The 24,013-nt window shown below is 62.5% G+C and carries 31 protein-coding genes and 2 pseudogenes; 14 read left to right on the top strand and 19 right to left on the bottom strand.

What is annotated here, in order from left to right; genetic code table 11:
* Nucleotide 1: 1 nt before the first annotated feature.
* The 4 genes from C0V75_RS21255 to C0V75_RS24220 all read left to right on the top strand — a co-directional run bounded on the left by C0V75_RS21255 (nucleotide 2) and on the right by C0V75_RS24220 (nucleotide 2,637).
* A complete protein-coding gene (locus C0V75_RS21255) occupies nucleotides 2-742 on the top strand; it encodes an NAD(P)H-hydrate epimerase (protein WP_101922988.1) in 741 nt (246 codons plus the stop codon).
* 12 nt (nucleotides 743-754) lie between these two features.
* Nucleotides 755-1,081, top strand: a complete 327-nt coding sequence (locus C0V75_RS21250; RefSeq protein ID WP_101922987.1) for a glutaredoxin domain-containing protein — start codon at nucleotides 755-757, stop codon at nucleotides 1,079-1,081.
* 118 nt (nucleotides 1,082-1,199) lie between these two features.
* Nucleotides 1,200-2,264, top strand: a complete 1,065-nt coding sequence (locus C0V75_RS21245; RefSeq protein ID WP_371410714.1) for an FAD-dependent oxidoreductase — start codon at nucleotides 1,200-1,202, stop codon at nucleotides 2,262-2,264.
* The gene (locus C0V75_RS24220; protein ID WP_371410713.1) at nucleotides 2,206-2,637 is read left to right on the top strand and encodes a hypothetical protein; all 432 of its coding nucleotides are present in this window, start codon (nucleotides 2,206-2,208) and stop codon (nucleotides 2,635-2,637) included. Before C0V75_RS21245 ends, C0V75_RS24220 begins: the two co-directional genes overlap by 59 nt.
* A gap of 149 nt (nucleotides 2,638-2,786) precedes the next feature.
* Here the strand turns inward: C0V75_RS24220 and C0V75_RS21240 are convergent, their stop codons facing one another.
* Nucleotides 2,787-3,422: a hypothetical protein gene (locus C0V75_RS21240; protein WP_101922986.1), complete on the bottom strand. Its 636-nt coding sequence runs from the start codon at nucleotides 3,420-3,422 to the stop codon at nucleotides 2,787-2,789.
* Nucleotides 3,423-3,954: 532 nt separating this feature from the next.
* On the opposite strand from C0V75_RS21240, the gene C0V75_RS23830 reads away from it, so the two are divergent.
* The 5 genes from C0V75_RS23830 to C0V75_RS23820 all read left to right on the top strand — a co-directional run bounded on the left by C0V75_RS23830 (nucleotide 3,955) and on the right by C0V75_RS23820 (nucleotide 6,128).
* Nucleotides 3,955-4,188 (top strand): hypothetical protein, encoded by a 234-nt coding sequence (locus C0V75_RS23830; RefSeq protein ID WP_254216561.1) that lies wholly within the window; start codon nucleotides 3,955-3,957, stop codon nucleotides 4,186-4,188.
* Between the two features lie 99 nt (nucleotides 4,189-4,287).
* On the top strand, nucleotides 4,288-4,509 hold the full coding sequence (locus tag C0V75_RS23825) for a hypothetical protein (RefSeq protein ID WP_254216560.1): 222 nt from the start codon (nucleotides 4,288-4,290) through the stop codon (nucleotides 4,507-4,509).
* 29 nt (nucleotides 4,510-4,538) lie between these two features.
* On the top strand, nucleotides 4,539-4,988 hold the full coding sequence (locus tag C0V75_RS21230; RefSeq protein ID WP_101922985.1) for a YeeE/YedE thiosulfate transporter family protein: 450 nt from the start codon (nucleotides 4,539-4,541) through the stop codon (nucleotides 4,986-4,988).
* Nucleotides 4,989-5,522: a YeeE/YedE thiosulfate transporter family protein gene (locus C0V75_RS21225; RefSeq protein WP_101922984.1), complete on the top strand. Its 534-nt coding sequence runs from the start codon at nucleotides 4,989-4,991 to the stop codon at nucleotides 5,520-5,522.
* A gap of 54 nt (nucleotides 5,523-5,576) precedes the next feature.
* Entirely contained in the window at nucleotides 5,577-6,128 is a 552-nt protein-coding gene (locus C0V75_RS23820) for a hypothetical protein (protein ID WP_254216559.1), read from the top strand.
* A 228-nt stretch (nucleotides 6,129-6,356) separates the two neighbouring features.
* Here C0V75_RS23820 and C0V75_RS23815 read toward each other — a convergent pair whose 3' ends face one another.
* The 7 genes from C0V75_RS23815 to C0V75_RS21190 form a co-directional block, all read right to left on the bottom strand.
* Nucleotides 6,357-6,731 carry a hypothetical protein gene (locus C0V75_RS23815; RefSeq protein WP_254216558.1) on the bottom strand — a complete coding sequence of 125 codons (375 nt, stop codon included), beginning with the start codon at nucleotides 6,729-6,731 and terminating at the stop codon, nucleotides 6,357-6,359.
* Complete coding sequence (locus C0V75_RS21215) at nucleotides 6,731-7,375, bottom strand: ATP-binding cassette domain-containing protein (RefSeq protein WP_101922983.1); 645 nt, start codon at nucleotides 7,373-7,375, stop codon at nucleotides 6,731-6,733. Before C0V75_RS21215 ends, C0V75_RS23815 begins: the two co-directional genes overlap by 1 nt.
* Nucleotides 7,372-9,087 carry an ABC transporter permease gene (locus tag C0V75_RS21210; protein ID WP_158241918.1) on the bottom strand — a complete coding sequence of 572 codons (1,716 nt, stop codon included), beginning with the start codon at nucleotides 9,085-9,087 and terminating at the stop codon, nucleotides 7,372-7,374. The genes C0V75_RS21215 and C0V75_RS21210 overlap by 4 nt, the downstream gene beginning before the upstream one ends.
* Complete coding sequence (locus C0V75_RS21205) at nucleotides 9,084-10,274, bottom strand: ABC transporter substrate-binding protein (protein WP_101922981.1); 1,191 nt, start codon at nucleotides 10,272-10,274, stop codon at nucleotides 9,084-9,086. The genes C0V75_RS21210 and C0V75_RS21205 overlap by 4 nt, the downstream gene beginning before the upstream one ends.
* Before the next feature lie 54 nt (nucleotides 10,275-10,328).
* Nucleotides 10,329-10,952, bottom strand: coding sequence for a CDP-alcohol phosphatidyltransferase family protein (locus tag C0V75_RS21200; protein ID WP_101922980.1), 624 nt, complete (start codon nucleotides 10,950-10,952; stop codon nucleotides 10,329-10,331).
* Nucleotides 10,949-12,889, bottom strand: a complete 1,941-nt coding sequence (locus C0V75_RS21195) for an FAD-dependent oxidoreductase (protein ID WP_216821492.1) — start codon at nucleotides 12,887-12,889, stop codon at nucleotides 10,949-10,951. The genes C0V75_RS21200 and C0V75_RS21195 overlap by 4 nt, the downstream gene beginning before the upstream one ends.
* Before the next feature lie 383 nt (nucleotides 12,890-13,272).
* A complete protein-coding gene (locus C0V75_RS21190) occupies nucleotides 13,273-13,521 on the bottom strand; it encodes a hypothetical protein (protein WP_101922978.1) in 249 nt (82 codons plus the stop codon).
* A 222-nt stretch (nucleotides 13,522-13,743) separates the two neighbouring features.
* On the opposite strand from C0V75_RS21190, the gene C0V75_RS21185 reads away from it, so the two are divergent.
* Entirely contained in the window at nucleotides 13,744-14,487 is a 744-nt protein-coding gene (locus tag C0V75_RS21185) for a carboxymuconolactone decarboxylase family protein (RefSeq protein WP_158241917.1), read from the top strand.
* On the opposite strand, the gene C0V75_RS21180 is transcribed toward C0V75_RS21185, so the two are convergent.
* Complete coding sequence (locus tag C0V75_RS21180; protein ID WP_101922976.1) at nucleotides 14,472-15,092, bottom strand: TetR/AcrR family transcriptional regulator; 621 nt, start codon at nucleotides 15,090-15,092, stop codon at nucleotides 14,472-14,474. The genes C0V75_RS21185 and C0V75_RS21180 overlap by 16 nt on opposite strands.
* Before the next feature lie 95 nt (nucleotides 15,093-15,187).
* Here C0V75_RS21180 and C0V75_RS21175 point away from each other — a divergent pair, with 95 nt between their 5' ends.
* A complete protein-coding gene (locus tag C0V75_RS21175) occupies nucleotides 15,188-15,754 on the top strand; it encodes a carboxymuconolactone decarboxylase family protein (RefSeq protein ID WP_254216557.1) in 567 nt (188 codons plus the stop codon).
* Between the two features lie 24 nt (nucleotides 15,755-15,778).
* Here C0V75_RS21175 and C0V75_RS21170 read toward each other — a convergent pair whose 3' ends face one another.
* The 8 genes from C0V75_RS21170 to C0V75_RS21135 are packed head-to-tail and all read right to left on the bottom strand — an operon-like array spanning nucleotide 15,779 to nucleotide 20,855.
* On the bottom strand, nucleotides 15,779-16,291 hold the full coding sequence (locus tag C0V75_RS21170) for a DoxX family membrane protein (protein ID WP_158241916.1): 513 nt from the start codon (nucleotides 16,289-16,291) through the stop codon (nucleotides 15,779-15,781).
* A gap of 28 nt (nucleotides 16,292-16,319) precedes the next feature.
* Complete coding sequence (locus C0V75_RS21165; protein ID WP_101922973.1) at nucleotides 16,320-16,733, bottom strand: thioredoxin family protein; 414 nt, start codon at nucleotides 16,731-16,733, stop codon at nucleotides 16,320-16,322.
* A 14-nt stretch (nucleotides 16,734-16,747) separates the two neighbouring features.
* Nucleotides 16,748-17,461, bottom strand: a complete 714-nt coding sequence (locus tag C0V75_RS21160; RefSeq protein ID WP_101922972.1) for a cytochrome c biogenesis CcdA family protein — start codon at nucleotides 17,459-17,461, stop codon at nucleotides 16,748-16,750.
* Nucleotides 17,462-18,430 carry a DUF3179 domain-containing protein gene (locus tag C0V75_RS21155; RefSeq protein WP_371410712.1) on the bottom strand — a complete coding sequence of 323 codons (969 nt, stop codon included), beginning with the start codon at nucleotides 18,428-18,430 and terminating at the stop codon, nucleotides 17,462-17,464.
* The gene (locus tag C0V75_RS21150; protein ID WP_101922971.1) at nucleotides 18,427-18,897 is read right to left on the bottom strand and encodes a DoxX family protein; all 471 of its coding nucleotides are present in this window, start codon (nucleotides 18,895-18,897) and stop codon (nucleotides 18,427-18,429) included. Before C0V75_RS21150 ends, C0V75_RS21155 begins: the two co-directional genes overlap by 4 nt.
* The gene (locus C0V75_RS21145; protein WP_158241915.1) at nucleotides 18,897-19,655 is read right to left on the bottom strand and encodes a DUF2063 domain-containing protein; all 759 of its coding nucleotides are present in this window, start codon (nucleotides 19,653-19,655) and stop codon (nucleotides 18,897-18,899) included. Before C0V75_RS21145 ends, C0V75_RS21150 begins: the two co-directional genes overlap by 1 nt.
* Entirely contained in the window at nucleotides 19,639-20,490 is an 852-nt protein-coding gene (locus tag C0V75_RS21140) for a DUF692 domain-containing protein (protein WP_101922997.1), read from the bottom strand. The genes C0V75_RS21145 and C0V75_RS21140 overlap by 17 nt, the downstream gene beginning before the upstream one ends.
* Before the next feature lie 56 nt (nucleotides 20,491-20,546).
* Nucleotides 20,547-20,855 carry a DUF2282 domain-containing protein gene (locus tag C0V75_RS21135; RefSeq protein WP_371410711.1) on the bottom strand — a complete coding sequence of 103 codons (309 nt, stop codon included), beginning with the start codon at nucleotides 20,853-20,855 and terminating at the stop codon, nucleotides 20,547-20,549.
* Nucleotides 20,856-21,094: 239 nt separating this feature from the next.
* Between C0V75_RS21135 and C0V75_RS21130 the strand changes: the two genes are divergently transcribed.
* Nucleotides 21,095-21,640 (top strand): NrsF family protein, encoded by a 546-nt coding sequence (locus C0V75_RS21130; protein WP_158241914.1) that lies wholly within the window; start codon nucleotides 21,095-21,097, stop codon nucleotides 21,638-21,640.
* The gene (locus C0V75_RS22840; protein WP_143710481.1) at nucleotides 21,634-22,413 is read left to right on the top strand and encodes a VCBS repeat-containing protein; all 780 of its coding nucleotides are present in this window, start codon (nucleotides 21,634-21,636) and stop codon (nucleotides 22,411-22,413) included. Before C0V75_RS21130 ends, C0V75_RS22840 begins: the two co-directional genes overlap by 7 nt.
* A 6-nt stretch (nucleotides 22,414-22,419) precedes the next feature.
* Here C0V75_RS22840 and C0V75_RS21120 read toward each other — a convergent pair whose 3' ends face one another.
* Nucleotides 22,420-22,698: a universal stress protein gene (locus C0V75_RS21120; RefSeq protein ID WP_101922967.1), complete on the bottom strand. Its 279-nt coding sequence runs from the start codon at nucleotides 22,696-22,698 to the stop codon at nucleotides 22,420-22,422.
* A 2-nt stretch (nucleotides 22,699-22,700) separates the two neighbouring features.
* Nucleotides 22,701-23,048, bottom strand: a pseudogene (locus C0V75_RS21115) (DDE-type integrase/transposase/recombinase); the annotation flags it as partial.
* A gap of 65 nt (nucleotides 23,049-23,113) precedes the next feature.
* Between C0V75_RS21115 and C0V75_RS21110 the strand changes: the two are divergent.
* Nucleotides 23,114-23,922: pseudogene (locus C0V75_RS21110) on the top strand (IS3 family transposase); the annotation flags it as partial.
* Nucleotides 23,923-24,013: the final 91 nt, after the last annotated feature.

The raw sequence follows: 24,013 nt of genomic DNA, 5'->3' as shown, positions 1-24,013 counted from the left end.
GATGCAGATTGACCCCTTCGGATTTCCTATCGTCGGTGGCTGGCCGGAAATTGACGCCGCCGGGATGGCCGAGGTCGACCTTCTGATGGTGGAAAATTATGGCATCACCCTGCCGCAGATGATGGAGAACGCCGGATGGTCGTTGGCAGAGTTGGCGCGCAGGCGGTTCCTGCGTGGCAATGCTGCGGGACAGGCGGTGACGGTCCTGGCCGGAGGCGGCGGAAACGGCGGCGGAGCGCTGGCCGCCGCGCGGCGACTTGCAGGATGGGGCGTGCAGGTCTCGATCGTGCTTGCCCAGGAGCCGGACGCCATGGCGCCGGTGCCGGGTGGCCAGCTTGCTGTCCTGCGGCAGATAGGACTTCACCCCGGGCCGCCGCCTCGGACGGCGCCCGGTCTGATCCTGGACGGTCTGATCGGCTATTCTCTTCGGGGCGAGCCGCGCGGAAAAGTGCGCGACCTGATCGGCTGGGCCAACGAATCGCAGGCTGAGATCCTGTCGCTCGATCTGCCATCGGGGTTCGACGCACAGATCGGAACTCTTCTTCACGGAGCCGTCCGCGCGACGGCGACACTCACCCTTGCCCTGCCCAAGCGCGGCCTTCAGGCGCAGGCCAATCGTCATGCCGTCGGCGACCTCTACCTCGCCGACATTTCCGTGCCGCCGGCGCTTTACGAGCGCCTTTCCATTCCGCGTGTCGTTCCGCCCTTTGCAGTGGCCGACATCGTCCGTCTTCCTACCTGAAAGGATCGTGCCATGCCTGCCGAAGTCTTCACCAAGCCCGGATGCCCCTATTGCGTCGCGGCCAAGCATTTGCTTGTGAAGAAGAACATCCCCTACACCGAACGCGACATCACCCGCCGCGAACATTGGGACGAGATCAAGTCGCGTGTTCCCGGCTTTCGGACCGTGCCTCAAGTCTTTCTGGACGGGCGGCATATCGGCGGGTTCGACGACCTTTCCTTGCACTTTAAGCAGTTCGCGATGGCAGAAATGGCGACTGCACCGACATCTGGCCGACGCGGTTTATCGCATCGGTTGGGCAGCCTACTCAATTTGGGGCAGAGGGACAAAAGGCGATGATTTCCGGTTTTCAACAGGAAATGCCAAGAACTCGAGACCCGCTGTGGCCTATTCCCACAGAAAAAGTCGCCGCTAAGCACGTCGAATCCGTGCGCACCATTCGTGTGGAGAAGTACTGATGCCATTCGACGTTGATTTGTTCGTTATCGGTGGTGGGTCTGGCGGGGTTCGGGCCGCGCGGATGGCCGCGGCAGGTGGCGCTCGAGTGGCTTTGGCCGAAAGCAGCCGCTTAGGTGGAACCTGCGTCATCCGTGGTTGTGTACCGAAAAAGCTGATGGTCTTTGCCTCATCTTACCGCGAAATGCCGTCGGAGGCGCGGGCCTATGGCTGGGACATTCCGGACGGCGATCTCGATTGGCCGACATTCCGCAGCAAGCTGCACAGTGAACTCGACCGACTGGAAGGCGTGTATCGGCGGTTGCTCGATGGGTCTAACGTCAAAATTTACGATGCCCGGGCACAGTTGACCGATGCCCATACGGTAGCACTTTCAACCGGTGAATCGGTAACAGCCAAGCATATCCTTGTGGCAACGGGCGGCAGGCCGGAACGGCCAGACTTGCCGAATTCGAACCTCGGGATCGCTTCGGACGACATCTTCTTGATGGAGACTTTACCGAGATCGATCCTGATCGTCGGAGGCGGGTTTATTGCATGCGAAATGGCATGCATCCTTGCGGGGCTTGGAGTCAAAGTCACCCAATTCTATCGCGGGGCGCAAATTCTACGCGGCTTTGACGGCGAGGCACGCGGCCTTATCGCCGAAGCAATGAAGGCTCAGGGGATCGACCTTCACCTCGGCACGAACATCGTAGAAATGGCCGAGGCAGCAGCCATGCCGAAGGATACTAGCATTCTTGGTGCTAGCGTGGCCTCGGCCGCCGACATGTTGCCGAAAAGCGGAAAGCCGGGCTGTCCCGTCTGGGTCAAGGCGACCAACGGGATTGAACAGACGTTTGACACCGTGCTTTTTGCCACCGGCCGCCGTCCGAACAGCTATGGTCTGGGGTTGGAGGAACTGGGCGTCATAATCGGGCGACGTGGCGAAATCCAAGTCGACCCCTTCAGCCAGACTGGGATCGCGTCGGGTGTATGCCATCGGCCATGTAACGAACCGTGTAAGCTTGACTCCGGTCGCGATCCGCGAAGCGACGGCCTTTGTCCGCACCGTATTCGATTCTGACCCGACGCCGGTGGATCACGACTTGATCCCCAGCGCGGTCTTTACCCAGCCTGAGCTTGGCACCATCGGCTTGACTGAAGAGGCGGCGCGCGAGCAAGAACCGATCGAGGTCTATTGCAGCAGTTTCCGCCCGATGCGCACCGCCTTTGCTGGGAAAGATGCACGAGTGCTGATGAAACTCATCGTCAGTCAAGCCACGCGAAAGGTTTTGGGCTGCCATATTGTTGCACCCGAAGCGGGTGAAATGATCCAGATGGTCGCGATTGCCGTGAAAATGGGGGCAACCAAAGAAGACTTTGACCGCACTGTTGCTGTTCATCCGACCATGGCCGAAGAGTTGGTTACAATGTGGGCTCCGCTTCGCAAGAGTTGATCGGGGTTTAACGCGTGTCCCGCAGCAAGGGCCCGCGCAGTATATGCAGGCGTACCTTTGGGGAAGTGACCTAGTGGGACACTCCTACAAGAGAGAGCCCCGACTAGGCATTTTCGTGAGCGGGAGGAAAAGACTCGCTGAACAGCCATTCACCACAAGGCGCTCAGGTCCAGGCCGAAGGCCCAAAACAGAAGGGGCACCGGGGCCACGGCCAGCATGATCGTCCCGATCATCGGCAGCGTGTGGAACAGGCGGCTGAACCCGGCCAAAAACATCAACCCTCTGCCGCCGCCGATCAGCGTGCTTCCGGGCAGGTTGATCAGAATGGCCATAAGGACATAGCGAAAGCGCGAGACCAGCGGCTTTGCCCAGCCCAGGGCGCGCCGCTCCAGGAGCGATAGGCGTTCGGCCTTGCCAAGCGGCTGAAGCCGTTCGATCATTCGGCACGCCCGCCGCAGGCCCAGATCGGCAAGTATGCGGTGCAGACGCGGGTAGGACAGTCCGTCGCCGACCGCAAAGGCAAGCGTCAGGCCGATGACCGTCGCGCCATAGATCCAGGGCGCGATCCAGGGGCCTTCCATCAGCATCAGGGTGACGCCGACCTCGACACCTGGCACGAAGGGAACGGCGATGAGAAGGGCGTAGGCCAAAAGAAACAGGGCAAGCATCCAGACCTGTAGCCGCCCTGCGCCAAGCTCGGCTTCGGTACTCGCCCATGACAGAAGCTGATGCATCAGATAGACTAGGACGAGGATGGCGGCCAGTCGCAGCAAGGTGCGCCGCATGGCACCAGGCGGGGTACCGTTGGATGCGGGATCACTCACCGGCAGTCTCTCCCCGGCCCGGATGTGAAGCCCAGGTGCAGCGGTCGAAACGTCCATAGGCCAACAGAAGATCCGACCCTGCGGCAAGCCGAGAGCATCCTTCGATGCTGGATGAGGATTCGAATGCTGCCACGACACCTTTCCGACTTTCCGGAAGGCAAAGGATTTCTCCTGCCTCCAGCGCTGCGCCGACCCGGGTGCCTGTCTCGGCGCCCTCAACCGTGAAGTAAAGGCTGTTAGCGGTGCCATTGCCAACGCAAAGGGCCGCCGCCGGAAGCGGGACCAGAAGAAATGGCGAAAGAAGAATGTGACGCAACTGCATGAGCGGATTTCCGGCCCCATCGCCAGCATTCGCCTCAAAGCACGCCAATCAAAGGGAAATCGTCGCAGTCGCGCAGAGGTGATGCGGAAAGGATCGCGGTTTCGTGATGTCCGGCCACGTAACGTGGGGCGCTTTCGCGGGACGTGTCTCTATTGGTCAGGGAGGACACTCATGAAAAACGTGACACTTGGGCTTGGATTCGGGCTTACCCTTGCATTGGGCACCGCGGCGGCCATGGCACAAGACATGCCGATGCCGTTCGGCAGCGACGCAGATGCCGAATATGCGCAACTCCTCTGGGAGGTGATGACGGCATCCAAGCTGGCTGGGCCAGGCATGATCCGGCATACGCCCTACGAAGGCACCGACCCGCACGGGATGATGCTGGAGACCTTCTACACCTAGGCCACAATCAACGGCCATACCGGAGACCTGATCGTCAAGCGCAACTTCGGGCCGGAAGGCGTTTCCGCCGATGCGGTTCTTGCCGATCCCGACAAGCACTTGGGCGCCTATACCGTGATGTTCCGGCGGGAACCGGGCTATGACCCGGAAGACAAGGACTGGTTCTGGGTCAAGTTTCTGCCCGACGGCTCGCTCGATAAGATGCCGAACGGCATGCCGATGGCTGGCCAGATCGCTAAGGGAATGGACGAGGGCTGCATCGCCTGCCACCAGTGCGGGGGCGCGGATCTCGTCTTCACTTCTGACTACCTGAAGTACTGACTGCGGGCAGCCAGACGCGCCGAGGTCCCATGTCACCTGAACTGCCCATCGCCCTGCTGGCGGGTGTCGTTCTGGGGGCCTCGGCGCACCGGGCCGGGCTTTGCACGGTCAAGGCGGTGGCCGAAGTCGCGACGACTGGGCGGGCCCATATCTTGTGGTCATTCTTGAAGGCATCGCTGTGGACGACGGGCATTCTGGCACTGGCCGCCCTCTTCGGCGCAGCGGTTGACCTTGGGCAGCGGCCCATTCTTGCCAGTGGCATCGCGGGGGGCCTGATCTTTGGTCTCGGCGCGGCCGTGAACGGCGCCTGTTCATTCTCGACCCTCTCGCGTCTGGCTGACGGGCATCTCGTAATGCTGTTCACAGTTCTTGGCTGGGGCATCGGAATCGTCCTGTTTCAGCACGTCACCTCGGGAATCCATCTTCCCGCGGTGGCGGGTTCCATTCCGGTCGCGTTGACCCTTCCATTGTTCCTCTAGATGCTTTGGGAAGTCCGAAATATCTGGCGACGACGCGACGCGAGCCTTGCCGGTGCCACGGAGGGATACTGGTCGCTCTCGATTTCGGTCCTGCTGATCGCCGTGGCAAATTCCGCTCTACTGCTGGCGGATCGTCCCTGGTCCTTCACCTCGACTGCGCTGTGCAGCATCGGGGCGTTTCCGATCGCGCCGTGCCAGCACACCGGTATGCTCTGGACCATCTCACTTACAGCGATGCTGGCCATGCTGGGCTCATCAATGATGCGCGGCAGTTTTCATATTCGACGCCCAAGAGCAAAGGCAGCCTTGCGGCACCTAGTGGCCGGGCTGGCGATGGGACTGGGTGCTGGCCTGATCCCAGGGGGAAACGATGGGCTGATCCTCTTCGGACTTCCCGCGCTTTCGCCCCATGCCATGCCAAGTTGGGCTGCCATCGTTGTCGGGATCGCTGTGGCCCTGTCTGCCATGCGGGTGCTTGGAGTGCGCATCCCGAAGATCAGCTGCGAAGGGGACATCTGCCGCAGCCTTCCGTAACAGATTGCCTACCGACGAGTCCCCTTCTCAAGACATCAGAAAGGGGACGATGTCATGCCGAACAACACTGTCAATCTTGTCGACCGGCTGCTGGACGCCGTTGGACGGCGTCTCGCTGGCAAGCTGAACAGCCCGTCCTTGGGATACCAGCCCTTCACACCGTCGGATTTCGAAACACTTTGCCGCACCTTGCGCCCTGGTGATGTCCTGTTGGTCGAAGGTCGGGAGAGGGTGTCGAACGCCATCAAGTACTTGACTCAATCCACTTGGTCTCACGCCGCCATGTATGTCGGCGACAGATTTGGACTCGAATCCGAAGACGGAGGGCCACACAGGCTGGTCGAAGTCAACCTCGGAGAAGGCTGTGTTTCCGCACCCCTCAGCAAGTATGCGCGCTACAACACGCGCATCTGCCGCCCGGTAGGACTATCACCCAGCGAATGCCGCCAGGTGACCGAGTTCATGTCAGCCAGGATTGGCTTGCGCTATGACATGCGCAATATTTTTGATCTGCTGCGCTACTTCTTCCCCACGCCTCCGGCTCCCGTACGGTGGCGCAGGCGTATGCTGGCCTTCGGTTCTGGCGATCCGACGCGTGCCATCTGATCGTCGCTGATCGCGCGGGCGTTCCAGTCTGTCCGTTACCCGATCCTCCCGGATGTCCGGCAGGTGAAGGCACGCAAGGGGTCCAACTATGCCCGGCGCGAGATCCTCCACATCCGCCACCACACCCTATTCGCGCCGCGCGACTTCGACCTTTCGCCCTATTTCCAGATCGTTAAGCCGCACCTCGCGGATGGCTTCGACCCGCACCTGCTGGAATGGGGAGAAGGCTCAGCGGTCGAGGCGATGCAAGATGATGCCGGTCGCGAGGAGGACGAGGCTGGCGAAGACGCCGATCCAGCCAAAGTACCAGAACCGGCCCGCGAGCGCGCTTTCTGCGAAAGAGGCGGCGAACGCCCGCTTGCCGAACAGGGCAGCCGCTGAGGACAGGGCAAGCCCACCGGCGGCGATCCAGAGGAGCGGCAGGGTCTTCATTCCCCCCAGGCGTAGGATAAGAAGACCAGCCGCGCCTACAAGGCAGCCCAAGAGTCCGGCACTTACCGCCCACCAGGGATGGGCACCAAGGTACTCCGCCGCGCCGGAGGTCGCGGCAACTGAAAGGGCGGCAACGGGGATTGCCAGCAGCATGAGTTCACGCAAGGCCATCAGTCGGTTCCCCTAAGTTGGATCATCGGTCCCAAGGCTGCGGCGGCGTCCTGTGGGTCATGCGTCACCATCAGGGCGGGGATGCCGCGTTCGCGGATATGGCGATAGGTAAAGTCACGCATCTCGGCCCGAAGAGCTGCGTCCAGTTTCGAGAAGGGCTCGTCCAGCAAAAGCGCCAGCGGTTCGGCCAGAAGCGTACGCATGAGGGCGATCCGGGCCCGTTGGCCGCCCGAAAGGGTCGCGGGGTCGCGCCGCTCCATGCCCGGAAGCCCGGCCTGGTCCAGCGCCTGCGCCACGGCCGCAGCCCGCGCCGGCCGGCCCCGGACATGGCGGCCCAGCCCGAAGGCCAGGTTGTCCCCCACCGACAGATGCGGGAACAGGACCGCGTCCTGGAACATCAGGCCGATGCGCCGTGCTTCGGCTGGGATGCCATCGAGCGACCGGCCGTTCAGCCGGACCTGCCCCGAGGCGGCAAACCCGTGCGCTAGATGCCCTCCGACCGCGTCCAGAAGAGTCGATTTCCCGATCCCTGATGGCCCCATGATGGTGCCGACCTCGCCCTGCGGGATGGTCAGGGTCAGCGGCGGGAACAGCGGGAGATGATCCCGGAAGCTGACCGACAGATCGATGATCTCCAGCGTCATGTGAAGGCCTCGCCGCGTAGGTCCCGGCGGTTGCGGTGCAGCGCGGCGGGAATAAAGAAGGCTAGCGCATAGGCGAGGAACGGCAGCGCGGCCTGCAGGCTGCCGTAGACGCCGACCACCCGGCGGTCGGACGAGGACGACAGCGTCACCGCCTCGGTCGTCAGGGTGACGATGCGTCCCGCGCCCAGGAACAGCGTCGGCAGGTATTGCGCCACCGATACCGCGACGCCAATGGCGGCGGCCGTGCAGACCGGGGCCAGCAGCACCGGCAGCTTGACCCGGATCAGGCGTCGCCAGGGCCCGGCCCCGAGGGCGGCGGCGGTGCGATCCAGCCGGGTGTCCCGTGCCCGCCATGGGTCGCTGAGCGCAATCATGACATAGGGAAAGACGAACAAGCTTTGCGCCCAGACCACGGTCCAGAAACCTAGCTGCAGCCCGGACCGCAGGACCAGCACGTTCATGCCGAACAGGAACGAGATCTGCGGGATCAGCAGGGGCAGATAGATCAACCCTTTGGCCCATCGGGCGCGGGGCATGTGCGCCCGGTCCTCGCCCTCCAGCCAGGCTATCGCCAGCACAAGACAAAGAGCGGTGGACGTGATCGCCAGCGCCGCCGTGTTCGCCAAGGCGCGCGCCCAGCCCGAAGAGGGCGTGGCCCAGGCCTTGAGCGACCAGCTCTCCGGCAGCGGCGCGGGCCAAGTCCAACGCCAGGCCAGCGACCAGACCGCCAGCGACAGCATCGCCAATGCCCCGACAGCCAGCAGCGCAAGAGTGGCGCCCGTGGCAAGGTGCAGCAGGGGTTCGGTCGAAGTGCCCCGCCCGCCCCGGCGCAGCCAAACCAAGCCAAGCCGAGCAACCAGACGTTCAGCCAGCCACAGCAGGCCGAATGCCTGCACGACCAGGACCAGTTGCAGGATTGCCCCCGCCGAAGCAGGCAGGATAAGGCCGATGTCCGGATCGGAGTAGAGCCGCGTCAGCAGTACGGCCAGCGTCGGCGGGTTCGACGGGCCAAGGATCAGCGCCATGTCGACGACCGACAGCGAATAGGCCAGCACGACAAGCACCGGCAGCCGGATCAGCGGCCAGACTTGCGGCATGACGATCTTGACCCAGACAAGCCCCCGGCCATAGCCAAGCGCCCGTCCGGCAGCCATCTGCGCCCGCACCGGGATCTGCGTCAGCGCGGCCAGGATGACCAGCAGAAGGAACGGCACCTCTTTGACCATCAGGCCGACAACCAGTGCGATGCCCCAAGGGTCGTTTACGCTGGAGAGGTCTGGCGGCCGGTCCCACCCCAGCGGCATGGCCAGCATCCGGGCGATCCAGCCCGAGGGGGCCAGCACGAAGGCAAGGCCGATGGCGATGGCCGCATGTGGCGCGGCAAGGAAGGGCGTCAGCATCCGCGCGCCAACTTGCCGCGACATCCGCCCATGCACCGCGGCGCAGAAGCCGACCGCAAGGACCAGCGACAGGCCGGTGGCAGCAAGCCCGGTGAACAGGCTCAGCCGGATTGCCGTCGACAGACCAGGCAGCGCCAGCAGGCCGCCCCAGGGCGACAGGCTGGCATCGATCGCCCCGATCGCGGGCAAAATGCCGAAGGCGGCCCGCCCGGTCTGCCACAGCCCCGCCGCGATGGGCGTGAGAAGGCCAAGTACCACGACGGTCAGGACGACCGACCGCAACCGCCGTCCCGAGGCAGGTCCGCTTGTCACTTGGTGTAGCGCCGCGCCCATTCCTCTGTCAGGCGGGTCATCCAGCTGGCATGCGGTTCCAGTAACGTCGGCCCAAGGTCCGCAAGCGCGGGCAGGGCCGGCGCATTGGGCAGCGCGGCAAAGGCGGCTTTCGCAGCGTCATCCAGTTTCGCCGGGTCCAGCACCGAGAACGACCCCAGCACCTCGATATTCTGCATATGCGCCTGGGTCGCTGGATCGAGCAGGAAGTTGGCGACGACCTCGGCCCCTTCGGCATTCGCCGCGTTGTAGGGTATTGCGACGAAGCTGACGTTGCCGATGCTGCCGCCTTCGGGCACGAAGACCCGGGCGGTGTCGGGCAGCAGGCCCTGGGCGATCGCCCCCGCGGTCGAGGCCGGATCGAAGGACATCGCCATGTCGATCTCGCCATCGTTCATCAGCTGCTGCTGGACCGACTGGTTGTCCGGAAAGCTTTCGCCGCCGCGCCAGAGGTTCAGGCGCAGGGCATCATACCAGGCCCAAAGCGGTGTGGTCGCGGCGGCGAAGGCTTCGTCGGTGACGGGCGATTGCAGGGTCGTCGGATCGGGGACCAGCTCGATCAGGGCCTGTTTGAGGAAGGTCGCGCCCATGAAGTTCGAGGGATCGGGATGGGTGAAGCGCCCCGGGTTCGCTGCGGCCCAGTCAACAAAACCCGCCATGCTGGTCGGCGGGGCATCAACACGCGCGGAATCGTAGATGAAGACGAATTTCGCCAGCCGCCAGGGGCTTTCCATACCGTCAACCGGCACGGTGAAATCCACCGCGTTCGGCGAGGTTGGCGACAGGTCGAGATACCGCGCGTTCGGCAGGTCAGCGACGAAGGGGCCATGCAGCAGCCCTTGATCTTTCATCGCCAGGAAGTTCGGGCCGTTGATCCAGATCAGGTCCACCGAGCCGCCATCATCCAGCCCGGCGGCCTTTTCCGACACGACCCGCGTCACCGCCTCGGCGGTGTCGGTCAACTTGACCTGTTCGACCTTGACACCATACAGGCGCTCGGTTTCCTGACCGACCCAGGCAATGAAGGCGTTGGTCCGGTCATCCCCGCCCCAGGCGTTCCAGTAGACGGTCTGGCCGCGTGCCGCATCCAGAGTGGTCTGCCAGTCATCGGCTAGGGCAGGTGTGGCCAGCATCAGGGCAATGAGGGCGGTCGAGAATTTCAGGGACATGTCTTCTCCAAAGTCAGGGCACTCCTGACATAAGTCTTGCAAGGAATATATCTGTTACAGCGAGCTCGGAAACTTTCCGAAGGTCGACCAACCCGCAGACCATCGAAGCACCGTCGTCAAGGCACAAGCCGCGGCAAAAAGCAGGGCAAGCACCGGGAAGGCAGCGGGCCAGAGGCACATCGCAGTAAAGACTGTGATGGTCTCGAACCCCTCGGTTAGGCCACCGAGATAGTAGATTCCTTTCGTGGGATAGTCCGATGCCCTGATCCCTGTCTTTGCTGCAATGGCCGCGAAGGCCAGGAAGGACGACCCCGTGCCGATGAATGCGACTAGGAGGAGGGCGGCAGGCAGCGCATTCGTGGCCGGATCGTGTAGGGCAAAACCAAGCGGCACCAGGGCGTAGAACACGAAGTCGAGTGCGATATCCAGGAAAGCCCCCCGCTCGGTCGGGCCGTTCAGCCGGGCAACCGCACCATCAAGGCCATCAGCGATACGGTTCGCAAGGATCAGCACAAGCGCGGCTTGCCATTGGCCGAAGGCAATCGCCACCGCACCGAGAACCCCCAAGGCGAAGCCTGCCACGGTCAGCGTGTCGGCGTCGATCCGGCGTCGGTGAAACCAGCCCGCGACGGGCGCTAAGAACGCCGATTGGTAAGGGAGCAGCCGCGCGTCGATCATCCGCGCCTCCAGCTGTGATAGCGCTCGACCCAGGCCAACAGCCGCGGGTTCACATGCGCCCGGCGCCATTCGCCGGCGGCATATTTGTTCGCCTCGGCCAGGGTCGGATAGATGTGAATCGTGCCAAGGACCTTGCCCAGCCCCAGCCCGTGCTTCATCGCCAGAACGAATTCGGCGATCAGGTCGCCCGCATGTTCGCCGACGATGGTCACGCCCAGGATGCGGTCCTTGCCCGGCACGGTCAGCACCTTGACGAAGCCATGGGCCGAACCGTCCGCGATGGCCCGGTCCAGATCGTCGATGCCATAGCGCGTGACTTCGAAGGGGATGCCCTTTTCGCGGGCCTCGGCCTCGGACAGTCCGACGCGGGCAACCTCAGGATCGGTGAAGGTGGCCCAGGGGATGACGCGGTAATCCGCCTTGAACCGCTTCACGTCGCCGAAAAGCGCGTTGACCGCGGCGAACCAGGCCTGATGCCCCGCTGTGTGGGTGAACTGGTAGGGACCGGCCACATCGCCCGCGGCCAGAATGTTGGGATAGAGCGTTTCCAGGTATTTGTTGGTTTCCACCACCCGGTTGACCTTGATCCCCAGCTCTTCCAGCCCAAAGCCCTTGAGGCGTGGCGCTCGGCCCACAGCGGCGATCATCTCGTCAAAGCCAATGCGGAGCTTCTGGCCCTCATGCTCGACCTCGATCCACTTCTCGCCGTCCGTCACCCCGCAGGCCAGCGCCTTGTGCCCGGTCAACACCTTCACGCCGTCCGCTTCAAGCGAGGCCTTGACCAGCGCCGACACCTCCTCGTCCTCGCGGATCATGATGCGGGGGGCCATCTCGACCTGCGTGACCTCGGACCCGAGCCGGGCAAAGCTTTGCGCCAGTTCCGACCCGATTGGCCCGCCGCCCAGCACGACCAGACGTTTCGGCGCGTGTTCGCGGTCCTTCAGCCGGTCCCAGAGCGTGTCCGAGGTCAGGTAGCCGACATCGTCGATCCCGGGCAGCGGCGGCACGAAGGGCGCGGCGCCGGTGGCGATGATGACAGCCAGCGTCGTCAGCCGCTGCGTGGTACCGTCGGCCAGAGCGATCTCGACGGTCCAGGGGTCGATCAGTTTGGCGTAGCCCTGCAAAACCTCGACCCCGAGGCCGGCATAGCGATTGACGCTGTCATGCGGCTCAATCTCGGCGATGACCTTGTGGACGCGCGCCATGACCTTGGCAAAGGGCACCTTGGGCGTGACGGGCTCAAGCCCGTAGTAATCGGCCTTGCGCATCTGGTGGGCAATTTTCGCGCTTTTGATCAAGGCCTTGGACGGGACGCAGCCATAGTTCAGGCAGTCCCCGCCCATCTTGTGTGCCTCGACCAGCGTCACCCTGGCCTTGGTGGCGGCAGCGATGTAGGCCGAGACCAGCCCGGCAGCCCCCGCGCCGATCACGATCAGGTTGCGGTCGAAGGATTTCGGCTTTTGCCATTTGGCATAGACCTTGCGGCGTTTCAGAAGGTTCAGAACCATGCGTGCGATCCACGGGAAAAGGCCCAGAAGGGCGAAGGAGAAAAGCAGCGTCGGCGAGACGATGCCTGACAGGCTGTTAAGCCTGGCCAGCTGGGTGCCGGCGTTCACATAAGTCGCCGTGCCGGCCAGCATCCCGGCCTGACTGACCAGATAGAAGGTCAGTGCGCGGATCGATGTAAGGCCCATCAGAAGGTTGACCGCAAAGAACGGGATGACCGGGATCAGTCGCAGGGAGAAGAGGTAGAACGGCCCATCTCGGCGCATGCCTTCGTCGATAGCGTCCGCGCGAGTTCCCAGGCGCTCACGAACCCAGTCGCGCAGAAGGTAACGGGCGGCCAGAAAGGCCAGTGTCGCGCCAATCGAGGACGCAAAGGAAACGATCAGAAGGCCTTGCCAGAAACCAAACAGCGCGCCAGCGCCCAAGGTCATCCAGACAGCAAATGGCAGGGACAGGGCCGCGACGGCGACATAGGCAGCGAAAAAAGCAACCACCAAGGTCGCAGCATTTTCGTTTTGCCACGAACGAAGCTGCGCGATCAGGTCGCGAAGTCCGTCCAGATCCGGTGCCTGCCCTCGCAGGCCAAGCATCAGCGCAATCACAGCCGCAGCCGCGACAGCCAGCAGGAAAGATTTTTTCAAGGTCAGTCCCTTATGTCACTCAGAGATCGGCCCAGATCATCAAGGCCAACGCTGATGAGACTCCAGAGCGGCAGACTTGTTACGCCGCCTAGCAAAAAGAAACGGCGGGCAATTGCCCGCCGGGGGTCTGCGGGTTGCCAGATTTCTGCCGGCAACCCGCCTCGTAGTGCGCATCAGTTCCAGGCGAGGATGACTTTGAGCTGGCCGGCGGGATCGTTGCCCGTCCGCAGGTTCTCGCTGTTGGAGAAGAGGCCGTAGATCGCGGCAACCTGGCGGGTGGTCAGGTCTTCGAGGTCGGCGTTCGGGACCATCTGGGAGATCTGCAGGCGAACGTGGGCCGGAAGTTGATCCTTCGACACCATGGCGAAGGAGGAAGTTCCGATCGTGGCAAGGATGGCGGCAGTGGCGATGAGGCGTTTCATGATGTGTTCCTTTGGCTTTCTGGTTTCTCGGGGCGGTATTGCCTTCCGATGAGTTCACCATGCCGGACATTTTCCGCCCTGGATAATCACCATCAGATCGCGCGGACTCACGCCAAAATGGCCGGAAACCACTGTAACGGCGCAATTTTCTCACGAGTGCGTGAGAACTGGGGCGTAGGGCAAGCGATGAGGGCATGTTACATTTCCCCAGTGCACAAGCCCGTGATCTGCCGTGACCGCATTTGCCCTGTGACGCTGACGTCAACTCTTGTTGATCGGTCGATTTGCCGCGAATGGGGTTGGATTCCCGTCGCGCTGTACCGTCAGATGGTTGCGGAAGGCCGAATCAACCCGGCCTTCGCACCGCCCTTCACCAGCGCCAGGAACCAGTATGTCGCATTTCCGTCGATCCCGAATCTCGAACTTCTCGGCCTGTTCCGAAAATTCCCAAATCGGGGAATCCTGCCTCTGCTGGAATATCATGACGCCATCCTGCGGAACGACAGCGAGCTGAGTGTGGCCGAGCGCGAGTTGATCGCCGCCTATGTCTCGTCGCTGAACGACTGCCACTACTGCTTCTCGGCGCATCGTGACCACGCGAAAGCCTGGGGCGTGCCCGCCGAAGTGTTCGGCCACGTGCAGATCGACCTCGATCATCCCTTTATCGATGAAAGGCTGCGCCCGGTGATGGCCTTCGTCCGCCGACTGACAGTCGACCCTGCGGGAACCGGGCCGGTGGACGCGGACGCTGTTTATGCGGCGGGGTTCACCGAGGAGGGCCTGTTCGACATCATCTCGGTCACGGCGCTCTACAACTTCATGAACCGGATTCTGGAAGGTGCGGGGATCAAGCGCCACGTGCGCGTCATGGACATGACCGACGAGATGCGGCGCAAGTATCGCTACACGCATCTGTGGAAGACGATTTCCAGGGACACAGCGAAGGCTGATCAGTCCGACAACTGAAGCAAGGCAAGGACCGCGGCGTCTGCAACCTGTGCTAGGTCCTCGTGCCCGCTGCCAGACCTGGCGCGAAGCATGATGCCGCGCGCGATGGCCGCCGCAAGACCAGCGGCAATCCTGGATTGAACCTTGGTCAGCGATGGCCACCCGGCATGATCCAGTCTTGCCGAGATCCGGGCCTCAAACGCCATGAAGCGATGGTCCAGTTCTTCGCGAAATCTCGCGTTGCTTCCAGCTGCATCCGAGAGAACGCAGGAAATCAGACAGCCTGGCGTCTCAGGGTCGTCCGTGGCAAGCCTGACGACCTCCTGATAGAACGCACCCAGATCTTCTGCCAAGGTGCCGTTCGGGCCCAGAGCCGCAGCAACGCGGGCGACCCGTGTTTCGGCGTAATGAGCGATTGCTGCCAGGAAAAGCCCCTCCTTGCCGCCGTAGCTCTGGTAAAGACTGGCGCGCGACATGTGGGTCACGCGACACATCTGATCGACAGATGCGCCATCGTACCCGCTTGCCCAGAACGACCGCATGGCGGCTTCAAGCGCCGCCTCGCCATCGAAGGCGCGCGGCCGCCCCCGCGGCCGTAGTTCTTGGCCTATGTCGGAGTCCATGTGTCACTCTATTTTGAACGAGACGTTCTGAAAATACGTGGCAGGCGACCGGATTTCAATTTAAAGAATGATCGTTCTTTATATGGAGGCCCATCGTGACCAGAACGCCCCTTCTCGACATGACCCCCGAAATGCTTGAAACAGCGACCGGAGATGCGCAGGCCCTTCTTGCCGGGGCCAAGGCCAAGCTCGGCTTTCTGCCGAACATGTATGGCTATATGGCAAAGCTTCCCCCAGTGCTGGCAGGCTATCTGTCCACCTATGACGCATTCCGCGCGCAAGCGGGTTTCACGCCGGCGGAGCAGGAGACCGTGTTCCTGACGATCAGCCGGGTCAATGGCTGCACCTACTGCACGGCGGCTCATCCGATGATCGCAGACAAACGGTCTGGCGTTTCTGCTGACAACCTTGCGGCCCTGCGGGCGGGCGATAATTTGCCTGATGCCAAGCTGCAGGCGGTCGCTGCCTTTACCGAAGCGATGCTTCTTTCCCGTGGCAACCCGGGCAAGCCCGCGGTCGATGCCTTCCTTTCGGCTGGGTATGCCGAACAGCATGTCCTTGGCGTGGTTCTGGCAATCGCCTGCAAGACGTTCTCGAACTATGTCAACCACCTGGCAGGGACGCCGGTGGATGCAGTCTTCGCACCCTACAAGCTGGATTGAGCCGATGGGCTCGGCAGGGCGGAGTTAGCGCTGCCGGGCCTTCCACCGCGCTGCGGCATGGTCGACCGACAAAGGCCCTGCCCCGAACAGCGCCAATGGGGCGATCAGCATGACCCACAGCAGCAACTGGTCGGGAACCATGTCAAAGGGGCTGGCATCGAAAAGCGCGCCAAAGTCGTCGGTCGATGTGGTCCGCAGAAAGAACACCGTCTGATGCAGCGCCAGCAGGATGACTGCCGGTCGTGTCAGCAATCCAAGGACGATCAGCACGGGCAGCGCCAGCTCAAGCAGCACCATCAGCCCGACAAGCACCTGTGTCGGAACATCGAAGTCCGGCAGGCCGGCATCCATTGAGCCGATCCTGTCCGGAGCATAGGCGAAATAGGCTCCAAGCGACAGCGGCAGACCGTCCACCGTGGGGCCCATCGACATTGAAAGTCCGCCGACCTTGGTCAGCCCGCCGATCAGGAACCAGGGGAGCAGGATGGCCGCGAAGGCAACACGGCTCATCAGGCACAGCACGGCTGTTCCCTGCATATGGCTTGGCGAACTGTGGAACATCCCGTCAGGCTTGCGCCGCCGCAAGGGCGGCATCCATCAGTGCCTTGATGTCCGCCTTTGCGGTCCCGGCCACAATCCGGCCGATCTCAGTTTCGCCCTTCAGCGCGACAAGCGTGGACCGCCGTGGAATGTCCAGGTTTCTGGCCAGATCGCTGTCTGCATACTGGTCCCAATCCACTGTGATGAAGGTAATCATTTCGCCGTATCCGGGATTGCTGCGACGCAGGTCGGTGATCACCCGGTCCTGTGCCGCACAGGTCGAACACCAGTTGGTCCAGAAATCCAGAAAGACCACCTTGCCGGACTCCAGCGCGGTTTCGGCGAGGCCAGGGGTGTAGAAGACGCGGTCAGCAGCCAGCGCAGGCAGGGGCAGCACAAGCGCCGCGCTCGAAGCGGCGAGAAAGAAGCGGCGGTTCATGGGATGGGGTCTCCTCAGATTGAAACGGACAGATCCACCAGCCAGATCGGCAGGTTTTCGATGATCCAGGCGTCGATGGCATGGTTCACCCGGAACCAGAGGCCAAGGCCGATCAGGATGAAGGTGGCACCCAGGATGAGTTTGGAACGTTCGGAAAAGGCTCGCATCCGGGCCATGTTCTGCCGCAGCCATTGGCGGGCGCCATAGGCGATCACCAGGATCAGGCTTGATACGCCCAGGGCAAAGGCAACCATGATGGCCCCGGCACGCAAGAGGTTTTCGCCCTGAGCAGCCATGGCGATGGCCGCGCCCAGCGTGGGGCCGATGCAAGGGCTCCAGACTCCGCCCAGCAGCATGCCTCCCAGCACTTGCCCGCCCAGTCCGCCCGAGGCGGTGGCACCCATCCCGGCATCGGACCGCGCGGAAAGCCCGGCCGTGACCAGGGCGAAGCGGCCGCCAAGGGCAGGCACAAGCATCACCGCGCCAAAGCCGATCATCAGAACCGCCGCACCGCGCGCGACCGTCTCTTCGCGGATGCCAAGCGCCGGACTAAGCGCCGCAACCCCGAGACCCAGGGCCACGAAGCTCAGGCTCATCCCGGCGGCAAGAGCCATCGGGGCGCGGCGGTCAGCCTGGAGACTGGTCGCAAGAACGATGGGCAGCACCGGCAGGACGCAAGGGTTGATCAGGGTCAGAAGCCCTGCAAGGTAGGCGAAGACCAGGTCCATTCAGTTCCCCAGCATCCAGGTCCCGTCGGGATGAAACGCATGGAAGGCGAAGGCGAAAGGAATGTCATGCACGACATCCCGCCCCGCCGTGTCGGTCACGCGGATGTTTCCGACCTCACGGCCCCGGCCGATGCTCTGGCTGTCAAGCGCCGATGCCTGCCCTTCCGTCCAAGTCAGGACAAGCCCGGCCTCGCGGATTTCTCCGGCCTTTGCCAGCCGCGTCAGCGGCCAGGCCCGGTTGCCGATCCGGACCACCCGCTCCAGCGGGTCGATGCCGTGCGGTGGGTTTTCGCCATCGTAGAGGAAGGGGCGCGAGGTGTCGTAGCCTACATATGGGTTGCTGCCATAGGCGCGGGACCAGTCCGGTTCGTCCATCACCAGCCCGTCGGGGTGAGCGGCGCGAAAGGCGTCCCAACTTTCCATCAGTGCCGGAAGCTGCGTCAATTCGCGCCCGGTATGGGTGCCGACAATCCCCTGCCCAAGCGCCTGCTGCCACCAGCTTTCCGTTTCTTGGTCATACATGATCATGTCGGAATGGCGCAGAAGGCCCGACACGCCGAAACTCAGGCGGCGACCCTGAACCCGGGGGTCGAAAACCATTCCGGTGTTGAACAAGGGGCAGAAGGTCACCAGCACCGGCACGCCACCGATGCTGTCGTTTACGATCTCATGCCACATCAGATAGCGGATTGGATAGGCGCGCCCAGCTTGTCCCGGCAAGGCAACCGACATTACCGGCTCGCGGTCGGCCAGCCGTCTTTCATCCGCCGCCGCGATGAAAGACGGATCGCTCAACGCCGGGATCCCGTCCTTGGGCGGGCCGCCCGAGATCACCTCGGCAAGGTCGATCCCAACTTTCTCGAAATCGGTATAGGGCCAGGCGGCGGCAACGTGGTTGAGCTCTTGTGCGGCAAGGCTCAGGGGCCAAAGCAGCGCGACCGAAGTTAGAAAGACGCGCCGCCGCATCATTCCGCCGGAGCCAATCGGACGCCGCCGGGCTTACCCGCGCCATCCAGCCCGAACAGCCGGTCCAGCGAGATTGCGCCGGGTCCTCGCGCCACGACGGCCAGAAGGGCTGCGGCCCAAAGACCGTGGGTGATCCAGGCGCCAGGATAGACGAAGATCTGGATCACCGCCGTCATTCCGATAAGCCCGAAGGCCGAAAGCCGCGTGGCAAGGCCAAGGATCATCAGTACCGGCAGCACATGCTCTGCCGTGGTGGCCATGACCGCCGCCAGGTTCGAGGGGATCAGCGGCAGAGCGTATTCGTGTTCGAACAGAAACCAAGTGGACTCCTTGATCGAGAACACGCCTTCAACCTTGGTGCGACCGGACTGGAAGAACACCATGGCAGGAAACACCCGTAACGCCAGGGCAACGACATCGTGCGGGATGCGGTCGAACAGGCCGTTCAGTCGATTGAGCAGGGAAAGCATCAGGCGTCCTCCATCGGGTCAAGAATGGCGCCCGATTGCATCAGGCACAGGATCAGGGGTTGCGGGTCGTGGCCCGGTTCGGCCCATTGGGCCAACTCAGCAGCGGTAGTCAGGTTGGCACCAAGACGGATGTGATCGATCATCACGGAATCGGCTTCGGAAATGGCATGGACCGGAACGTTGAATGCCGCATCGCGCAGCACCAGCGCGATTTCCGGCCCGGCGAGAGTCATGCTCTCCAGACTGGCCCCCGGCTGGTTGCGCGCCCAGATCGACACCGCAGGATGGTCCTGCCGCAGCACCTGCACGGAAGGGTGCAACCGCAGCTTCAACTGCGATGGGTCTGCCCCGACAAAGCTGTCGGCGCTGGCGGGCCGGGCATCGGCCGCATGATAGGCGAGGCCCCGGGCGTACTCGATGCGCGCGACATCGGCCATGTAGGGATAGTCCGCGAGGGGCGGGAAGCCTGCCAGAAACGCGGGGAAACTGTCGCCCCATTCCAGCAGGACCGGCGATTTCGGTCGATGCGTCTCGGCATAGACCCGAGCCAAGGCAGAAAAGAAAGCCTCGCCGACCAGACGCCGGATCACCGGAAAGCGGCTGGCAAGCGCCTCAGTCAGGCTGACAGCGACGTTGTTGCGATAGACGGCAAAGCGTCGTGCGGCCTCGTCTGGCGCAATTGCCGTGACGCCGGGCGGCAGAGGCGCCCCGACCAGACCGGCGGCAAAGGCCGCGGTGAATTCAGGATGCCCGGGCAAGTTGTAGCCCTCCGCTTTCAAGGATCGCCTGCGCCCGCGCGGCCTCGGCCCGAAGGACCGACCATTCGGGAATGTCGTTGTCCCATTCCACGAGGGTAGGCAGCCTGCCAGCCTTGTCGATGACCTCGGCGTAAAGCGTCCAGACCGGGTCGGCGACCGGCGTGCCGTGAGCGTCGATCAGCAACGGACCCGAGGGCAGTTCTTCTTCCGCATGACCGCCCAGATGGATTTCGCCCACGAGGTCCAGCGGAAAAGCCGCCAGCCAAGCGCGGGGGTCGATGTGGTGGTTCGTGCAGGACACGAAGACGTTGTTCACATCCAGAAGCAACCCGCAGCCGGTGCGCAAAGCGACGGCGCGCAGGAACTCGACCTCGGGGATGGTGGATTGCTCGAACAGGACATAGGTCGAGGGGTTTTCCAGAAGCAAGCGTCGCCCGAGTGCTTCCTGCGCCTCGTCCACATGGTCGCAGACCAGGGCAAGCGTTTCCTCGGTGTACGGCAAAGGCAAGAGGTCGTTCAGATATTCGGCCCCATGGCTGGACCAAGCCAGGTGCTCGGAAAAGCTGTCTGGCTGATAGCGGTCGCACATCAGGCGCAGCCGGGCCAGGTGATCGCCATCAAGCCGCCCCGGACCGCCGATCGACAGGCCCACGCCATGCAGCGACAAGGCAAAATCAACGCGCAGAGCGGTTAGCTGGGCATGGGGCAGGCCACCTGCACCCATGTAATTCTCGGCATGCACTTCCAGAAAGCTGACCGGACCGGGCTCTTGCCGGATCGCGGCGAAATGACCGGGCTTGAAGCCGATTCCACATGATTTTGGCAGCGTGTTCATCCAGTCCTCCACGAGAAAGCGGGCGGGGAGGACGCGCGCCCCCCGCCCCTGCCGTGTCACGCGGGAATGTCGCGAGTCAGTTCTTCCAGCGAACCGGCACGGGCGGTGCCATCGGCCGCTGCCGGCAGTTCCATAGTGGCGCAGGTGCCGGCCGGAACCATCTTCCAGGCGTTGCCCTGATAGTCCACCTTCGAGGTGCCGGCGCAGGTGGTGCCGGGGCCTGCGGCGCAGTCGTTCTGACCGGCCAGCGCGACGCCGAAGCATTTTTCCATGCCTTCCTGCGCATGCGCACCGGTCGCAGCAGCCATGGTCAAAGCGCAAGACAGTGCAGCACCCAGACCAAGGGTCGATTTCATGAGGGTCATATCATTCTCCATGTCAGACAAAAGCGGGCCCTCACCTGGCCCACATCTATGCGTTCGCCGAATGGCACCCTCCGTTACGCCGCTCACGGACTCGTGACTCCTGAAGCTGGGCGCCGCGGTAACGCGAGGTGTCTGCGAGCGAACAGAATAATGAGCCCTCGAGAAACGAAAATGAGCAGCCGAAAATCCACCGATGAATTGATCGCTGCGTTGGTTCGGAAACCGGAGCCACGAAGGCTTTGGCCGAGTTTTCCGCTTATCCCTCTGACTGTTGTTTGATTTTCGGTTTGCTTGTCGATGCGGTAGCGGGATTCCATCAATGGGAGTGGTCGGCGTTGACCAATGCGAGTTTAACAATGGCGCTATTGGCGCTGGTTACCGCGCTGATCGGGTTTATCCTCTGCCTTGAGTTGGTATCGCCCGCTGGCAACCTCGACCTATTGGTGGGAGCTGTAACGACGCTTTTCGCGGTTTTGGCCATAAGCGGTCTATCGCAGGCACCAACTCGTGGCATGGGTCAAGTTCTTGCCTGCTATTGGCTTATTGTCGCCATGGCATCCCCCGGTTTGCTTACTGCGCTATGGCTTCTTCGGCGGGGAGCCTCTTTGCAACCGGCCCTGGTCGGAGCAGGTGCAGGAATGCTATCCAGCGGCGTTGCAAGCTTCCTGTTCCTCCTCCATTGCCCGGTAGTGCCAGACGGCTCCGGCATCCACCCGGAAATCGCCGCCATTACAACGGTTGGTTCAATCGGTGCCGCCCTCGGCAGGAGATTGCTGAAATGGTGATCAACCCGATCAGAGTTCTATGGATATTTGCTCTGGTATTCGCCTTGGCACCAACTCTGGCGGCGGGACAGGACTTGTCTGCTCCTCAGCCGATCAGGGCCTGGTTCGCCAATCCTACTGATCGCTACCCGCACAAAATCATGGGTAGCCTCAACGCTCATACCGACCTTCTTGCCGAGCTGGGACCATGCACAAGATGCAGCGAAGGCCATCGGGTATCGGCCATTCGGCTGCCTGAAAGCCTCGTTTTCGAAGATTTCGCGCCAAGATTGGCGGATATGAATGGCGACGGCCGCAACGAAATCGTCGTTGTCGAGAGTGATCAAGAGCGAGGCTCCCGGCTCGCAGTCTGGGATGTGATCATGGTTGGGGACGAGCCGGTGCTCGTGCGCGGCGCTACCACTGACTACATCGGAACCCGGTTCCGCTGGCTTGCCCCGATTGGCGCGGCAGATTTCGATGGGGACGGGACAGTCGAATTTGCCTACGTGGAAAAACCTCATCTCGACAAGGTCCTGCGTGTCGTACGTCAAGACGGCGGGCGCCTCCGTCTCCTCGCCTCGGTACAAGGCGTGACAAACCACGCGATCGGGCAGGAAAAGGTTCACAGCCGGATAGAAACTTGCTCTGATGGTCCGACGATCTTTGCCCTCGACGGAAGCGGTGAGGGTATACTGTCGATCCAATGGGATGGCGCAACAGCAGACGTGAGGGAGCTTGGCAAGGCAGATGTACGCCATAAGTTGAATGAGCGCACATTCTGCCGCCAGTAGCTGCATTTACCGCATCAGGACGAAAGGCACCTTGCACGATCGGATCATCTCTGTGGTCGTAGATCCGATGAACAGACTGCGGATACGGCTGTGGCTGTAGGCGCCCATGACCAGCATGTCGAACTGCGCTTCCTCCACCAGCTTGGCCAAGGCTGTTTCCGGCTGGCCGGGCAGGACGGAGGTCTCGGCCTCTATCCCGGCAGCCGTCAGCATGGCCTTGGCATCCGCCAGCCCGGTTCTGTCGCAACGAAGTTGTTGAGTTATCAGAGGCCGATCTGCGGACATGACTATTCTGCGAGCGCCGCGAACTGCTGGAAGGCAGACATGCCGTTTTCCAGGAGTTGACCCTTGCGGATCATATGGGCCGTTTCGATCCCGGCGAGCGTTGCAGCGGCCGAGGTGACGGACTTGAACCCCTTCATCGGGTCGGTGATCTTCTTGATGAAGCGGTGATCCTGCTCGAGGATGTTGTTGAGATACTTGACCTGCAGAACTTCAATTGTCTTGCCCGCCCCGGTGAACTTGAGGACGGCATTCACTGCCTGAAGACCGGCCAGATTGGCTCCACTTCTGTCGATCACCACCCGGTCTGGCACGCCATTGGTGGCGATGGCGCGCCGGAAGAAGCGCCGTGACCTGCTCCCCTGAAACGTCCGCACTTTGGGGTTAGTTAGTCTGTTCTCCAGTGAAGGAGACGGACATGAAGCGCAGCAGGTTCACGGAAGAACAGATCATCGCCGTGCTGAAGGAGCACCAGGCCGGGTTGAGCGCGGCGGAGCTATGCCGGAAGCACGGGATCAGTGATGCGACTTTTTACAATTGGCGCTCGAAGTATGGCGGCATGGAGGTCAGTGAGGCCAAGCGAATGAAGCAGCTCGAGGATGAAAACGCGAAGCTGAAGCGTTTGTTGGCCGAGCAGACGATGGACCTTGCGACCCTGCGCGAGATGCTCGGAAAAAACTTCTGAAGCCCAGTTCAAGGAGATCTGCCGTGACCTGGGCCATGACCGAGAAGGGCTATTCACAGCGTCGTGCCTGCCGTCTGGTTGGCAGTGATCCACGCGTCCATCGTTACCAATCCAGCCGTCCTGACGACGCCGAGCTACGAAGCCGATTGCGCGAATTGTCGTCCGAACGTCGCCGGTTTGGCTATCGCCGCCTGCACATCCTGCTTGAGCGGGAGGGTTGGGATATGAACTGGAAGAAGCTCTACCGCATCTATCGCGAAGAGCGGCTGACGGTGCGCAAACGTGGCGGGCGAAAGCGGGCCCTTGGAACCCGCGCACCCATGGCAATCCCGCAGGGGCCAAACCAGCGCTGGTCCCTCGACTTCGTGACTGATAGCCTTGTCTGGGGTCGCCGTTTCCGGGTGTTGTGCATCATCGACGACTTCAGCCGAGAGTGCCTTGATGCCATCGTCGACACGTCGATCTCAGGCCATCGCGTGGCCCGAGAACTCGACCGGATCGCCGAGTTGCGTGGCTATCCTTGCATGGTGGTCAGCGACAACGTCCTATGTCGGGAACGATTTGCCGTTTGAGGCATCAGATCACTGTGCATCCGAGCGACCGGATGCCTGTTGAATGGTTGCCCAGGCGGGC

The organism is Tabrizicola sp. TH137 (assembly GCF_002855575.1).
GTDB lineage: Bacteria > Pseudomonadota > Alphaproteobacteria > Rhodobacterales > Rhodobacteraceae > Paragemmobacter.
This window is presented reverse-complemented; position numbering and strand designations above follow the sequence as displayed.